Annotated in this window: 13 protein-coding genes; 1 reads left to right on the top strand and 12 read right to left on the bottom strand. The window is 39.6% G+C overall.

Features of this window, described 5'->3' with window-relative positions:
* Positions 1-15 precede the first annotated feature (15 nt).
* Both lpxM and rfaD read right to left on the bottom strand, forming a co-directional pair.
* Positions 16-1,023, bottom strand: a complete 1,008-nt coding sequence (gene lpxM, locus Q1A70_RS00660) for a lauroyl-Kdo(2)-lipid IV(A) myristoyltransferase (RefSeq protein WP_299685887.1) — start codon at positions 1,021-1,023, stop codon at positions 16-18.
* Between the two features lie 330 nt (positions 1,024-1,353).
* Positions 1,354-2,295 carry an ADP-glyceromanno-heptose 6-epimerase gene (gene rfaD, locus Q1A70_RS00665; RefSeq protein ID WP_299685890.1) on the bottom strand — a complete coding sequence of 314 codons (942 nt, stop codon included), beginning with the start codon at positions 2,293-2,295 and terminating at the stop codon, positions 1,354-1,356.
* A 230-nt stretch (positions 2,296-2,525) separates the two neighbouring features.
* Here rfaD and Q1A70_RS00670 point away from each other — a divergent pair, with 230 nt between their 5' ends.
* Positions 2,526-3,164: a TetR/AcrR family transcriptional regulator gene (locus Q1A70_RS00670; RefSeq protein ID WP_299685893.1), complete on the top strand. Its 639-nt coding sequence runs from the start codon at positions 2,526-2,528 to the stop codon at positions 3,162-3,164.
* A gap of 172 nt (positions 3,165-3,336) precedes the next feature.
* On the opposite strand, the gene Q1A70_RS00675 is transcribed toward Q1A70_RS00670, so the two are convergent.
* The 10 genes from Q1A70_RS00675 to Q1A70_RS00720 all read right to left on the bottom strand — a co-directional run bounded on the left by Q1A70_RS00675 (position 3,337) and on the right by Q1A70_RS00720 (position 15,514).
* Positions 3,337-4,488, bottom strand: a complete 1,152-nt coding sequence (locus tag Q1A70_RS00675; protein ID WP_299685896.1) for a peptidoglycan DD-metalloendopeptidase family protein — start codon at positions 4,486-4,488, stop codon at positions 3,337-3,339.
* A 124-nt stretch (positions 4,489-4,612) separates the two neighbouring features.
* Positions 4,613-5,434, bottom strand: a complete 822-nt coding sequence (cysE, locus tag Q1A70_RS00680) for a serine O-acetyltransferase (RefSeq protein ID WP_299685899.1) — start codon at positions 5,432-5,434, stop codon at positions 4,613-4,615.
* Between the two features lie 101 nt (positions 5,435-5,535).
* Positions 5,536-6,618: an NAD(P)H-dependent glycerol-3-phosphate dehydrogenase gene (gpsA, locus tag Q1A70_RS00685; RefSeq protein ID WP_299685902.1), complete on the bottom strand. Its 1,083-nt coding sequence runs from the start codon at positions 6,616-6,618 to the stop codon at positions 5,536-5,538.
* A gap of 216 nt (positions 6,619-6,834) precedes the next feature.
* Positions 6,835-7,302, bottom strand: a complete 468-nt coding sequence (gene secB / locus Q1A70_RS00690; RefSeq protein ID WP_299685905.1) for a protein-export chaperone SecB — start codon at positions 7,300-7,302, stop codon at positions 6,835-6,837.
* 116 nt (positions 7,303-7,418) lie between these two features.
* Positions 7,419-7,853, bottom strand: a complete 435-nt coding sequence (locus tag Q1A70_RS00695) for a rhodanese-like domain-containing protein (protein WP_299685908.1) — start codon at positions 7,851-7,853, stop codon at positions 7,419-7,421.
* Between the two features lie 150 nt (positions 7,854-8,003).
* Positions 8,004-9,137, bottom strand: coding sequence for a glycosyltransferase family 4 protein (locus Q1A70_RS00700; RefSeq protein ID WP_299685911.1), 1,134 nt, complete (start codon positions 9,135-9,137; stop codon positions 8,004-8,006).
* A 3-nt stretch (positions 9,138-9,140) separates the two neighbouring features.
* Positions 9,141-11,117 carry a hypothetical protein gene (locus tag Q1A70_RS00705; RefSeq protein WP_299685914.1) on the bottom strand — a complete coding sequence of 659 codons (1,977 nt, stop codon included), beginning with the start codon at positions 11,115-11,117 and terminating at the stop codon, positions 9,141-9,143.
* Positions 11,117-12,334 carry a glycosyltransferase gene (locus Q1A70_RS00710; protein WP_299685917.1) on the bottom strand — a complete coding sequence of 406 codons (1,218 nt, stop codon included), beginning with the start codon at positions 12,332-12,334 and terminating at the stop codon, positions 11,117-11,119. Before Q1A70_RS00710 ends, Q1A70_RS00705 begins: the two co-directional genes overlap by 1 nt.
* Before the next feature lie 19 nt (positions 12,335-12,353).
* Positions 12,354-13,568 carry a glycosyltransferase gene (locus Q1A70_RS00715; RefSeq protein WP_299685919.1) on the bottom strand — a complete coding sequence of 405 codons (1,215 nt, stop codon included), beginning with the start codon at positions 13,566-13,568 and terminating at the stop codon, positions 12,354-12,356.
* On the bottom strand, positions 13,565-15,514 hold the full coding sequence (locus Q1A70_RS00720) for an HAD hydrolase-like protein (protein WP_299685921.1): 1,950 nt from the start codon (positions 15,512-15,514) through the stop codon (positions 13,565-13,567). The genes Q1A70_RS00715 and Q1A70_RS00720 overlap by 4 nt, the downstream gene beginning before the upstream one ends.
* Positions 15,515-15,517: the final 3 nt, after the last annotated feature.

Raw genomic sequence — 15,517 nt, forward strand, 5'->3', positions numbered from 1 at the left:
ACTATTCTTTATTGGCTATGATGGAGTGTCATTATTAGAGCTGCTGCTCCAGTCACTCTTATAACGAGGTTTAAACAAGTTATAGAAGTTCTTACCATCTTTCTGGCTTTGGAGAAGCTGCAGGATCCACATATATTGCTCAGGCTTAGGTTCAACGAAGGTTTCAATCGCAATGTTCATAGAGCGAGCATCGGCTTGATCGTCACTTTGTAACTCAAGAGCTGGCAGGACTTCCAATGAGTACTTACCCGTTTCAGGGTTGATTGAAGCGAACAGTGGGACTATTTTTGCACGTGATAACCTTGCGAGCTTATTCAGCCCTGGCAGCGTGGCTTTAGTCGTAGCAAAAAAGTCGACAAATTCACTCAAATCGGCACCGTGGTCTTGATCGGGTAGGTAATAACCCAAATACCCTTCTTTAACGGATTTGATGAATGGCTTTATGCCGCCAGAACGCTCATACACTCGGCCGCCATACTGCACTCTTTGGCGATGCATTAGCCAGTCCAACACCGGGTTTTTCTGTTTTTTTGCCATTGCTGACACTGGGAGTCCCATAGAGGCAAGCATGACAGCAGGAATATCGATGGCCCATGAGTGCGGAACCAGTAATATAACGTTTTCACCTTGGTCTGTATGTTTAGTTAGGTTTTGTTTGTCAACGAACTCACATTGTTCTTGCAACCAAGATTTGGATTTTATGCTCAACAAACTAAAGCGAAGTATGAATACCCCGGCAGTATAGAGCGTTTTATAAATTAATTGTTCACGCTCTGCAAAGCTGAGGTGAGGAAAGCATAACTCAAAGTTAACTCTGGCTCTATGTGCCGGACCTTTGTGGGATTTCGATAGTTTTGACGCGATAATATGTGCCAGCCATTGATGAAAACGCAACGGCAGTAAAGCGATGGGCAACCCCAGTAGAACCGCTAACCATGTCCCCCAAAGCTTGGGTGCAAGGAAGGACCATTGAAAGCTTGGGTTGTAAGCCTTCGGGTCAAAGTCATCTCGTAGATTTGTCATTTTTAAATCACTAACCTTACATTTTTACTTGGCTTTATCGATATCATCCAATGGACATTAGCTGGAGTTGGCGGAGTGCGCATTGGCTTGCCGCCATTATCGAATTTTCTGAGTGGTTATTACTGTCTGTCTGAGTGGTTATTACTGTCTGTCTGAGTGGTTATTACTGTCTGTCTGAGTGGTTATTACTGTCTGTATAAATGGTTACCACTGTCTTTCTGAATGATTATCACTATTGTTCTGAGTTGTCGTGACAGTCTGTCTGAGTGGCTATGACAGAAAGCAGGATCGCTAGGGGATGGTGATACACCCCCTAGGTCTCACTTGATGCTATTTATTTATCATCTGCATATATTCAGCGACGCCATCGGCAACCGTTTTAAACTCGATGTCGCAACCGGTACTGCGAAGCTTGGTTAGGTCTGCTTGAGTAAACTCTTGATAAGCGCCTTTTAGGTGCTCAGGGAATGGAATCGTTTCGATTTCGCCTTTACCATGGTGCTTGATCACCGCTTTCGCCACTTCTTGGAATGACTCAGCATTACCCGTACCCAGATTAAAGATACCAGACACACCACTGTTTAAGAACCACAAGTTTACCGCGGCTACATCACCCACATACACAAAGTCACGCTTGAAGGTTTCGCTGCCAGCAAATAATTTTGGATTCTCACCCGCGTTCATCTGGTTGTTTAAGTGAAACGCAACCGACGCCATGCTGCCTTTGTGCTGTTCACGCGGCCCATAAACGTTGAAATAACGGAACCCGGTAATCTGTGAAAGGGTTTCGTTGTGCGCGGCTGCATCGGCCGTTAGGCGACGAACGTAGTTATCAAACTGTTGTTTAGAGTAGCCGTAGACATTCAATGCGCCTTCGTACTCTTTCTCTTCGATGAAGGTATCCGTTTCGCCGTAAGTGGCGGCAGAAGAGGCGTATAGGAATGGGATTTCGCGCTCAATACAGTAATGAAGTAGCTCTTTTGAGTATTCATAGTTGTTGAGCATCATGTATTTGCCGTCCCACTCAGTGGTCGCTGAACAAGCACCTTCGTGGAAAATCGCTTCAATATGACCGAAATCATCACCCGCCATAACTTGAGTGAGGAAGTCATCACGATCCATATAATCCGTGATGTCTAGGTCTACAAGGTTCTTGAACTTTTTACCATCTTTCAGGTTGTCGACCACGAGAATATCGTTGTGTCCAGCATCATTGAGTGCCTTAACGATATTGCTGCCGATCATACCAGCACCACCAGTTACGATAATCATACTTTGTCTACTCTTTTGAATACAAAACTACCGCGAGTATAGCAAGGAATAACAAAGGCGAGCTAGTGGTATCATTCCCCAACCACAGCACGATACGGCAATCTAAGTTATAAAATTTGTTGGGTTAATGACTAAAAAATATAGGTACTATCATGATACGAACGCTGCTCGATCTATCCGTATGATGGCGATATACTGAACAGCTCAACGAGTAGGGATACGAATGACCAATGAAAACACGTGACAAGATTGTTGCCGCAGCCTTAGAGCTTTTTAATGAGCATGGCGAGCGTAGTATTACGACTAATCATATTGCTGAACACATTGAGATCAGCCCAGGTAACCTTTACTACCACTTCCGTAATAAACAAGAAATTGTCCGTGATATCTTTACTTTCTATTCGACCGAGTTGCTGGACAGGTTCACTCCTATCCAAGGGCAGCAAGAGAGCCTCACGCTATTAAAGCATTACCTTGATTCGACTTTCACGCTGATGTGGAAGTACCGATTCTTCTATGCCAATTTGCCAGAAATACTGTCACGAGATGAAAAACTGCATCTGGACTACATGGGCGTACAAGAAAAGCTGCAAACCAACCTTGTGGGCATCATGAAGGCCTTCGCAGACTTGAACCTACTTAAAGCTACGGATGAAGAAATGAAGTCGATGGTGACGTCGCTTCACTTGATCGCATCAGGCTGGCTAGCCTATCAATCTGCGATGTCTCCAAAAACTCAAATTACCGAGCAAGTGGTTCATCAAGGAATGCTGCAGATGATTACGGTGGTGAAGCCGATTGCAACAGCTCAAGGTTTTGAGCAACTGACATTATTGGAAGATGGCGTCAGGGCGTTGAACTCAAAGTAGTTTTAAAAGCTAAGTCAATCTATGAGATTCCAGATATCTCGTTCCTCAATTCTGGAATGACGTGTGGCTCTTCGTTGTTTGGGGGCTACTTAAGTCGTCATTCCGTACAGCGAGGTACGAGCGTGATACGGAATCTGCATTTTCTCGATGACTCGCATCCCGTATCGGCTCTTTACCTAACCAACCAACTCTTCGGGTTTTGAGCTTGGCTGTTTCTGCGAATCTCAAAATACAGCGAAGGACGGGTTTGACCACCAGTGTCACCGGCAAGCGCAATCGCTTCACCTGCTTTCACCTTATCTCCTTCTTTTTTCAATAGCGCTTGGTTAAAGCCATAGAGCGTCATATCACCCTTACCATGGTCAAGTAGTACCACTAAACCATAGCCTCGCAGATACTCGGCAAATACCACAGTTCCAGAATAAACCGACTTAACTTGCTGGCCATACTTCGCATTGATCACCATGCCTTTCCAGTTAATCTGCCCCGTTTGACGTGAGCCGTAACTGTGCAGCACCTTATCTTTGATCGGCCAAGGTAGCTTACCTTTACGCTTCGCTAAACCATCCATAGGGACCGCATTACGTCTTTCGCGAGCGGCTTTTTCTGCTTTCGCTATTTCAGCTTTCAGGCGCGTTTCATTACGCTGCAATTCCGCCAAGTAACTTTTATCACCAGAGATACTCTTTGTAATATTGTCGACGGTTTTCTTACGTTGAGCTTGGGTTTGCGACAGTTTATCGCGTTCGGCGGTTTGCTGTTCTAGTAGCGTTTCAATCTGTTGCTGTTCAAGTCGGCGCTGTTGATTGCTGTCTTCTAACTCTTGCTGTGTCAGTTCAATGGTTTTGATGGCGGCAGAGCGTGCTTTGGCAAGGTGCTGATAATAGTGGCTAATACGATCTTCTTCGACACCGGTATTGAGAATATTGAGCGCAGCCTTGGCTCGACTGGTCATGTAGTAGGTTTGAATCAGTTGCTCTAACTGGTCAGTATGGATCTTTTTCTGTTCGGTGAGTGTTTGGATATTTGCATCTAAGGTGACCACATTCGCATTGGCAGCCTTAAGTTGTTTCTTGCTCTCTAGAATGGCCTTTTCAATGGCAGCGATAGCCAGCTCTTGCTGCTTGAGGTTAGCTTGTAAGTCGTCGAGTTTTTTTTGCTGTGAAGTGAGGGCTTTTTGCTGACGAGATATTTCGCTCGACACCCCTTTTAATTCACCTTGCGATGCAGCAAATGATGATGTAGATAATAGAGCAACACTAAGGCTGGCAGATATCAGAAGAGTCCGGCTAATGGCTCGAATATTTTTCATCATTATCGTCATTTAGTTGTATTCATCTGCTCTAATTTGTCGAATTTCGCTGAATCGAATCCGCATTGACTTTTAAGCTCTTCGCATCTCGCATCTCGCATCTCGCATCTCGATTACGCGAATCTCGTCTCTGCTCTTAAATCCCATCACCATCGATGAAGCTCTGTGAGCGACCGTTAAAGCCTTGGTCCATGTCTAATGAAGGTTTGTCCGTTTTCGGCTTGCCAACAATTTTTGCAGGAACACCAGCGACAGTCGTATGAGGCGGTACGGCTTGCAGAACCACAGAACAAGAACCAATTTTCGCCCCTTCACCGACCTCGATGTTGCCAAGTATTTTCGCGCCGGCACCGATCATCACGCCTTCTCGGATTTTAGGGTGACGATCGCCACCTTCTTTACCCGTACCACCTAAAGTCACGTCTTGAAGGATCGATACATCATTTTCGACGACGGCCGTTTCACCAATCACGATACCGGTGGCGTGATCGAGCATGATCGCTTTACCGATACGAGCGGCTGGATGAATATCCACATGGCAAGCAACTGAAATTTGGTTCTGTAGATAAGTAGCGAGTGCGATACGCCCTTGCTTCCATAGCCAGTTAGCCACTCGGTAGCCCTGTAAGGCATGATAACCTTTCAGGTAAAGCAAAGGCATCGAATACATCTCTACTGCAGGGTCTCGGTTTACCGTTGCACAAATATCACAAGCAGCCGCATCAATAATCGATTGATCTTGCTTAAATGCTTGTTCAACTACCTCACGCACCGCCATTGCGGGCATGGAGGCCGTCTTGAGCTTATTAGCTAGGATATAACTTAATGCAGCGCCTAGGCTTTCGTGGTTGATAATGGTGGCATGGTAAAAACTCGCAAGCATAGGTTCTTGCTCTGACTGCTGTCGAGCTTCCTTCACAATGCATTGCCAAACCTTTTGTTGTTCACAGTGTTTCATTTTTCCATCCATTTTTTAAGGGGCAGATGCGAGTAACCGAGAATAGTATCCGCTTTTACTCTTTTCGCATCTCGTTTACTCGAATCTCGTATCTGCTCTTACTATCTTTCTGACTTCTTGTCTCGAGCAAGCAGATCTTGCGCTGCTAAGTGGGCATCTTTCCCTTGATACAACACTTGATAGATTTGTTCAACAATTGGCATCTCAACACCCATACGTTCGGAGAGTAGCCAAACCTCTTTCGTGTTGCGATAGCCTTCAACGATTTGGCCGATCTCTTCTTGTGCGGTGTCGACGTCTTTACCCGTTCCCAACGCCAAACCAAAGCGGCGGTTGCGTGATTGGTTATCAGTACAGGTTAGTACTAGGTCACCCAGTCCAGCCATACCCATGAAGGTTTCTGGCTGCGCACCCAGAGCAGCACCCAGTCGGCTCATCTCAGCTAGCCCACGCGTGATCAGTGCAGTGCGTGCATTAGCACCAAAGCCAATACCATCCGACATGCCTGCGCCAATGGCGATAACATTTTTCACTGCGCTGCCAAGCTGCATGCCGATGAAATCTGAGTTTGCGTACACGCGGAATGTTTTGCTGCAGTGAATCTTCTCTTGTAGCTCTTTTAGGTAAATGTCATCAGGTGAAGCGACCGAAATGGCGGTTGGCATGCCCATCGCCAGTTCTTTGGCAAAAGTAGGGCCAGATAGCACTGCCAGTGAGTAACCATCACCAAGCACATCATGCGCGACATCTTTCAGTAAACGACCGGTTTCTGGCTCTAAGCCTTTGGTTGCCCAGCAGATACGAGAATCCGTACCTAAGTAGGGTTTCAGGCTATTTAGAACAATACCAAACACGTGGCTAGGCACAACGACCAAAAGGTCACGACTGGCTGTTACTGCTTTCTCAAGATCGGATTCGATAATTAGGCTTTCTGGGAAGTTGATATTCGGCAGAAACTCATTATTCGCACGCTCAGACTCAAGGCGAGCCATATGGATGGGGTCACGCCCCCAAAGAACAACGTTAGCACCGTTACGCGCTAGAGAGATCGCTAAAGAGGTTCCATAAGAACCCGCGCCAATTACCGTCATGGTGATTTCTTTACCGTAAGCGCTGTCTTTATCGCAAGCGCTGTCTTTATCGCAAGCGCCTACCGTGTGAGTCGGACGAGTTGTTTCTGTCATGCTTCCACCTAAAAATAATGAGGGAAATCGAAGAGTTCTGGAGAAACTCTCTATTAAGAAGAAAGAGCTCTACTAAGATGAAAAAGCTTTCTACTCAATTAGAAGGTTTTTGAACTTACTACAGTGTAAAGAAAAAATGCACATCGCAGAAGTTGCGATGTGCATTTAAAAGCGAACTAGCGCTTGAATCGTTAGAATTAAGTTCTACTTTGAGACTTAAGCCTGCTCGCCTTCAGCTTGCTGAGCTTGGCTCTGTAGGTAGTTCATGAACAAAGCATCGAAGTTTACAGGTGCTAGGTTCAGTTGTGGGAACGTACCTTTAACCACTAGGCTAGAAATCGTTTCACGAGCGTATGGGAACAGAATGTTCGGGCAGAAAGCACCTAGGCAATGCGCCAGTTGGCCAGCTTCCATTTCGCTTGCAGAGAAGATACCACCTTGTTGAACTTCACAAAGGAATGCTGTGTCTTCTGCGTTCTTAACTGTCACAGTTAAGCGTAGGATCACTTCGTAAACGCCTTGGCCAAGTTCACGGCTTTGAGTGTCTAGATCCAGTTTTACATCTGGGTTCCACTCTTTTTGAAACATGTCTGGAGAGTTTGGCGCTTCGAAAGAGACGTCTTTTAGGAAGATACGTTGGATTGCGAAGTTTTGTTGTGCGTCTTGTTGTGCTGCTTCAGCCATTTTCTTGTCCTTAAAAATTTAAATTAGGCTTTGTTCATTATATTGGTTGAACAAAGCCCGAAAGTTAGTTTATTAGGTCAGCTATTTCTTGCCTTTAACCTATTTTTTACCTTTAACTACTTCTTACCTTTAACCAAAGGTAGGTTAGCTTCGCTCCAAGCCACTAAGCCGCTTTTCAGCACGCTTACGTTTTCGAAACCAGCTTTAGCCAGCAAGTTAGCGCTTTCTTGAGCGGTTTGACCTGTCTTGCATACTACGATGATTGGGTCTGCTTTGTGACTTTCAAGGCTACCAAAGTTATTTGCTTTGATATCTGACGGTAAAATGTGAACTGCGTCAGTAATATGGCCTTTTTTGAACTCGTCCTTCGTGCGAATATCAACCACAACGCCGTTTTCACGGTTGATCAGTTGTGTGGTTTGCGCTGCCGTGATCTCTTTATAAGCTGCGTTTGATTTTTTGATTATGTTCGCAATGATGGCTACAACCAAGCCGACCCATACGATGGCTAAAATCATATTCTCTTGAACAAATGGCACTAACTCTTGCATGTCTTGAACTCTTATTCGTTATTGGGCGAAAAATTATAAGGTGGGAGTATAGCGAGTTTTGGGGTTTTGTGTACATATGTAAATCATTGACCTTGAGTGAGTTCTATCTAGGTTAGATATGATCTCACGTGCGCACTAACAACTGTAAGGTTACGAACCATGTAGGTTGTTATAAACCTCTAGCGTTTTTCTAAAAACTATTTCTTGTGAGAACTCAACTTCTACTTTTTTCCGTGCATTGTAAGCTATGGAGTAAGCCTTCTCATCATTTAAAATTATTGTTCTGATGCAGTTTTTTAAGCTTTCTAAATCGCCAGGTTTGGATAGCAACCCGGTAATATTATGTTCAACTAACTCTCTGCACCCTGGAACATCTGTGGTGACTATGGGGCGTTGGCAAGACGCAGCTTCGATTAATATTCTCGGAACACCCTCACCGTACATGGTAGGTAAGCAAATGATGTGGCTAGATTTGATCAACTTAGGCATATCTTTGATATTTCCCAACCATTCAATATCACCATTGTCATTCCATTGGTTGATTTCCTTCATAGGTATAGCAGATGTGACATCTAAATCTATGATACCTGCAACTTGTAATCTTATAGGTATGCCTTCTTTTCTTAATTGCTGACATGCTTTTATAAGAATACGAAGACCTTTATCTTCAAGCAGGCGAGCGGCAAACAAAATACTAAGACAAGGGGTATGTCGACTCTTTTCGAAAAGAGATAGATCAATCCCTGCACCTTTAATAACAACGCCATTAGAGTACTTTAAGATGTTATTATTCTTGAACAGATCATAATCTTCACTATTCTCAAAAATAAACTTACTATGGTTTATTGAAACAAACCGATATAGTGAGATGACAAATTTTTTGATAATCTTGAACTTGTTTTTATTAGAGCTAAATACTGATCCAAGTCCAGTGATACTATATACAATTTTTTTCTTTAAGATGAGCCTATTAATTACTCCCACATAAATGTTGGGTTTAATTGTGATACAATGAATTATGTCCGGTTTAATTTCAGACAATACATTCTTGATTTTCATTGTTGTTCTAAATTCTCTTACTATATTTAAACTCTTCCGACTAAGGTCTATTTTATAGCAATTGATACCTTCAGATGAAAGTTCATTAAGTATTTTGTCATCTGTAAATGAGGTGATAATGTGAATGTCATATCCTAAGCTTTGGAAGTACTTAGCACGATCAAGCCAATGAAGTTTGAAATACCAATCAACATTAATTACAAAAACAAGCTTTTTATTATTCATTTTCTATCTCAAAAAAAGTCGGGTTTTGATACGGAAAATTAATCTTACAACTCTCAGTATGACAATAAGAATCTTTTTCTTTAACTGTGAACAATCTTCTAGGATTTCAATACTCTGAACCCATTTATGTGCCCTAAAGAAAGTGACCATTTTTTTCCTATTTTTCTTAATCAATAAAGATGTAAATATTGTATAGTAATTTGGAGTTTGAGTGTGATAAGTGAACTCACCTAGACCAAACATTTCGTTATGGTGAAGGTTGGAACGAGCAATAATTAAACTTTTTTCTGGATTGCTAGTTATATTTTTAAGTGTATTTCTTGCTGTAGCCCGAAAATCTCTCGCATCCAATACATACTTCTCTATATTACTTGACCAAAAACCAAGATGTTCAATAATTCCATTTTGTAAATTTAAGGAAAAATCAAAGTAGGTTCTATTTTCATAATCAGAAATCATTTTTTCTGCAAGAACTGTACATTCGCTCTCTTTGTAACCAATCACCGAGCCGTTTGGTGAATTAAATATCATCTCATAAATACTAGCATCTTCAAGTAGTTTAAAATCTGAATGATCTATGTTGAGATCAAAGCAATAGCCATTCTTTTTAGAGTTAGATTCTTGTTTGTTAATAAATTCGTGAAGTCCTAAGTAAAAGCCAAAAAATTCAATATCTGAAAATAGTCGACAAATGTTATCTTGTATGGTCCCTCTCCAACCAATATCGACAATAGCAACTTTCTTACTATTTTTAAACTTTGAGTTAAGATAGCCCTTTATCAAAAACCTTTGTTTTGAACAGTGTGATTCAATTATGTTGCAAAACTCTCGGTCTTCAAATAATCTAGATATGATTTTATTATTCTTTAAATCGCTATATTCGGAAAGGGCATTAATTTTATGCCTTTCTAAAATATGTTCGACAAGTTCGACTTGAATATTTAGTGAGTTAAGCATTGAGCTTACAGATTGTGTTTTAAATAACGACCACATTCTCTGCATTTGTTCTGTGGTTGCTGTGGTAATTGTTGGCGCGAATGTTGCCATTCGACTTACTTCAATTACCTCAACTGTAGGTAGTTTTTTACCGAAAAGAAAACCTGTTGGGAACAGGCGTTTCCATGATTTATAAAAAAATTCTCCTTCCCTAGTACAAAAGCCTATGAAGTCTATATCATTTTCAAGCGCTTGTTCCGCAATGTTTAACAGAAACCCAACTATTAACGGAGTAAGGGGTTCTGCTAGACTATTCCCCGGACTAGTTTGTGATAATAAGTATTTGAGTAAAGAGTCGCGATAATGCCAATGGTGTTCGTTGACCATTCGCTTTCTCGATTCCTTATCTGGCCAAAAGTGAATAGAATTAATACCAAGAGATTTAGGAGCTTCAAAATCGGATAATTCATGATCACCAATATGCGTATGGTTGTCGCTTGTAACGTTTAATTTATTTTGAACTACCTTAAATAGTTTTTTTGACCTTTTGTTAGCTCCAAATTCGCAAGAGCTAAAACCATTATCAATAAATGTATCGACATGATTACTAGACAATATTTCCCAAATATATTTAGAGTCCATGTAGAAGTCTGAAATAAATACGGTCGAATCACGTTCGATTTTTGATATTTCCTCATATATTGTCGGATCTGGATAAGTATATTTTTTCTCGTAACTCACTTCTGTGCAAATGAGTTCCTCTACTAATTTATCTACATCGTCTAGTTTCGTAACATCTCTTAGTAATTGTTTAAATACTTCTTGGATAGTATACTCGCCATCATGCTTTGAATTATCCTCCGAATACTGAGCTTCTATAGAGATACGCTTTTTATAAAGCTTGTTTTTGCATTTGAACTCTTCAGCAATTAGAGAGCGGAACTTATATAGAAATACGTTCATAGTATATAGTTTGGGATATTCTGGAGATACTTCGCGGCGAATCAAAGTATCCCAAACATCTAATGAAAGTAGTTTAGTCATTATTTAACATCTCTTCTTTTAGAAAAAACCTCAAAAATCGCTTGAAGTTGTTTAATAGCAGACTTTATAGGCATTGGCATGTGATGTAACAACTTTCTCATAAAAAGAATAAATGTTGTGTTTTTTGTTTGCAATAAACTGGCACTTTTTGAATTTATATAATTATTCAGACATAATTCATTCATTGATTTGATATCATGACTAGCAGAGGTATTACAAGGTTGCATTAATACTTTTTCTATCCATTCTGAGAAATTTTGTGATGAAGAGTCCCAGTTAGGCCAAGAGTTAGCAGTAGTCAAAGCTCCATCTTTTAGCGTGTTTAACTTATCAGTATCTTCTTTCAATTCTCGAATTAAACGTACAACGTCTTCAACATTATTATCCTTGACTATGCATGCATTGTAATTATCTATAATATACTCGTCGTGACCTGAAACATTGAACACTATCGCTGTACCGCCGCAGTGAAACATTTCTAATGGCGGACCAAACATACCTTCGACTGTACTTAATTTAATAATCAAGTCGCATTTCTTATATATATTAGCCGTTTCAGACATTGGAATTTGAGAAAATACCTTACTGACTCCAGGTAACCATTTGATAGGGCTTCCTGTTAATACCCATATATCACTAACATTAGCTTGTTTTGCCAGTTTTATAGCTAGTGCTGTATTTTTAAACGGAACACCAAAGTGGCCTTCAACTAATACTCGAAAGCCTGTTCTTTTCTCTTGGTTAAGAGTATTATAAATATCCTTTCTAATGCCATTTCTTACTAATGATGCATTTTGACCGAATTGTTTTTTTAGAAATTCTTTAATCCAACTTGCTTCTGTAACCATATGTACAGGAAGCTTGTAAGTTGCATCAACATATTGTCTTAATGCCGCTTGATCAGAAGGATAAAACTTAGATTCTATAGATTGTATAAAATAGCCAAAGTGTTGGGACTTAAATTCATGAAGGTGAATAGCTGTTTTCCACCAAGTCGCAATTACCAGATCATATTCTTCTAACTTGGCCTCATCAAATGGAACACAATTTAACTGGTTTGCTTTATCGTGCCACTTTAAGGTTTGTCCATTGAAGGGAGATTGAACGGCTATGAATACTTCATACCCTTGCTCTTTGAGATAAGAGGCATGTTGAATTATTACATAGGTCCCTCCACTTATATCCATAGAGCCGACTAGAAAACAAATCTTTTGCAAAATAATTCCTTAGATTTAATTACCTATTAAGCATTGGGTGTAGGTAATTCCTTACCTTAGTTAATAATTTGAATAACCTCGGTGTACTTAGGCGTATTCTTTGTATCAAGGCCCCTTTTATCCCCAGAGTAATTACCTGGCCTTGAGGTATTGCGATATGGGCTTCATATGTTGAAAACATTAAATCCGCTTTTACGGAAATCTGAGAAATATTTTGTTTTAACTTAGTATTAGCTAATATTTGTTGACAAGATTTTTCAAACTGTTGAGAGCTTTCTTGCCAATTAGGCCAATTCTTAGCTGTTTCAAGTGCATTATTTTGTAACGAAGTTAACAATGAACGATCTTCTACCAATTGATTTATCTTTTTTACAATATCGTCATTATTTCTATTGTAACTTACTAATCCATTTACGCCATTTTCAATATATTCGTCATAGCCAGTTACATCATATGATATTGAAGTACCACCACAGTGGTAGCATTCAAGTGGGGGGCCAAACATCCCTTCTACTGTCGATAATTTAACAATAACATCACATGAAGAATAGATCTCACCGACTTGGGACATCGGTACTTTACTGAATAATCTATCAACCCCCTCATATGCGCCTATTGGTGACGATGTAAGGAGCCAAATTTCATCTGCATTTGACTGATTTGCTAAAGTAACTGCTAGCTCTGTATTTTTAAATGATACATTTAGGGGGCCTTCAACAAGAACTCTAAACTTATTCACATCTCTTTTTTCTACAGGTTCAATTTGAGTGTTAAAGAACTCTTTTCTTATTCCATTTTTTACAAGTTGCACATCGCGGCCATACTGATTTGATAAATAATCAGCAATCCAAGTCGCTTCAGTAATAATATCTAGCTCTAAAGAGTATGTTTGTTCTATTAGGTTACGTAGAACAACATCTCCCTCCGGATAGAATTTAGATTCAATAGATTGAACAAAATATGCATATCGTGATGAGGTTATTCGCTTTAAGTAAAATACAGTACGCCACCAAGTGGCAAAAGTTAAGTCAAAATACTCATTAGCCACCTCGTCATATGTTCTCCAGTTGAGTGAACTTGCACCATCAAACCAGGCTATATCCTTTTCTGTTACACTCGACTCCGTTACAATTGTAACGTCATTACCGTATTCTCCTAATCGTACAGCGTGCTCTAGGATAACATTGGTACCACCGCTTATGTCCGGGCTCCATACTAAGAAACAAATTTTCATATTTTACTCACCATCAATTTTTTAAACAAAAAATAAGGATACTTTAAAAATCCACAACGGTTATTTTTAAAACCTAAGGGTTTCCACCATTCACGTCCGATTGTATGTTTAGGATTAGAAATAAGAGATTTAATATAAGTTAGTCGTTTGGATGAGTTGCCATCAAAAGCCGAAAACTCAAATACCCCAAAGTTTTCATAATGCTCTAGCTTAGAAAAGCTGTTCATTTCAGAATTCTTAGGTAAAAATACTGATTTCTCATAAACAGGCTTTAAAATAGCTTCTATTTCAGAAAGGGATAGCGCATTATTATTTTTAACATCAAGTAGTTCTTTAAATAGTGTTCTTAAATTAAGCTGTAAAGGTCTAATATGATTAGAGAATAATTTAATTTCAGCTTCGTTATTTTCTAAAACACCAAACTCAGGAGCTGAGGTATACTTGATTAAACTACCGTGTGAAGCAGAACAAAATACTTCATAAGATGCCCTAAATTCGTTGTATACTGAATCTAGTCGTTGTTCGTTTGCCATTTCATGAAATAATAAGCCATGCTTGTTATTGTCACTCGCACTGTGAGCTCCTCTCAATATACCACAATAGTAACCTGTTATCGGTCTATTTAAAGAGGATTGAATATTATCCTGAATACTTCCCTTCCAACCAACATCAACTAGGTATAGTTCTTCTTTTCCTACAAGCTTATCGACGTAAGATGCTAGGTACTCTTTACGGCTTGCTCTTTCTTCCTCATATACTCGCCTAAATGTTTTGCTTTCAAGTAATTGAAATAATGCGGAGCTATTTTTAAAATTTGGTTGCATAGTATTAAAATCTATACAATCTAGTTCACCCTCTAATTCAGGGAGAAAGTCAGCTAGCCCTAAACTGTCAATAAAAACTTTTAGTGACATGTCAGAATATTGATTTAGAAGCTTACTAAAGTCTTCCTCTTCTAAAGGGCGTAAAGATGGTAGATATGTACCTCTACGTGATGCAAACATGTAATGGGATTTGATCCCGAAAACAGAACTGTTTTCATTGTAAATATCAAAAAGTTCTTTTAAAAACTCCCCCTCTCTAGCCAAAAAAACTACGTTTTTAGCTTGGTCTTGAATTAAACGATTATGTAATTTAGCAATGAAAATAAATAATGGTATGGACATCCAATCAAAATCAAATTGTTTTGCTTTCAAAGTGTTAAGGAAGCACTGTTTAACCTTCGAACTATTATTGGCAAGTTTCAATGAGTTTTTATAAAAAGAAAAGTCTCTTGGAATGTGCAAAGCGTACATATCACGTTGTATTGACATGTCAACATCACTATGGTGGTTATCACCGATCATATAAGCTGATGTTGGGTTTATATTTTTTTCGTTCAGAATCGTATCGTAAAGATTCCCGCTTCTTTTGGTTTTTAAACTATCTGCAGATGTAAAATACTCGTCGATCAAATGAGATATTTCGTGGTGTTCTGCTAGCTCTTTAATAAAGTTTGCGTCCATATAAAAATCAGAGATAATATATATTTTTTTATTCTGAATTTTAGCTTTTTCAAAAAAACGCACAACATCTTTATTAAGGTATTGCACTTTTTTTTCAATATTAAGTTCAATTTGTTGTGAGATACTTAAGAATAGCTCTTTAGACAGGTTAAGAGATTGATTGGTTCGTAGTATATTAAAGATTAGTGCTAATAAATCTTTATATTTAAATTCTAGCTCACCTGATTTTTCAAAGTTAGATTGACAAATTGCTGCTTCACACTTGATTCTTATATCATAAAAGTGTTGTGTATCAATGTTCAAACTGAAAACATCAATAATTTTTGCACACCAACGCATTTTTACTTCTTCTGGGTGACAACTTCGTGAAACTACTGTGTCAAAAAAGTCTGATAGCAAATATTCAACGCTATCAGATAAGGTTATATTATCAATATTCATCGT

Source organism: uncultured Vibrio sp. (assembly GCF_947488985.1).
In the GTDB taxonomy this organism is placed as follows: Bacteria; Pseudomonadota; Gammaproteobacteria; order Enterobacterales; family Vibrionaceae; genus Vibrio.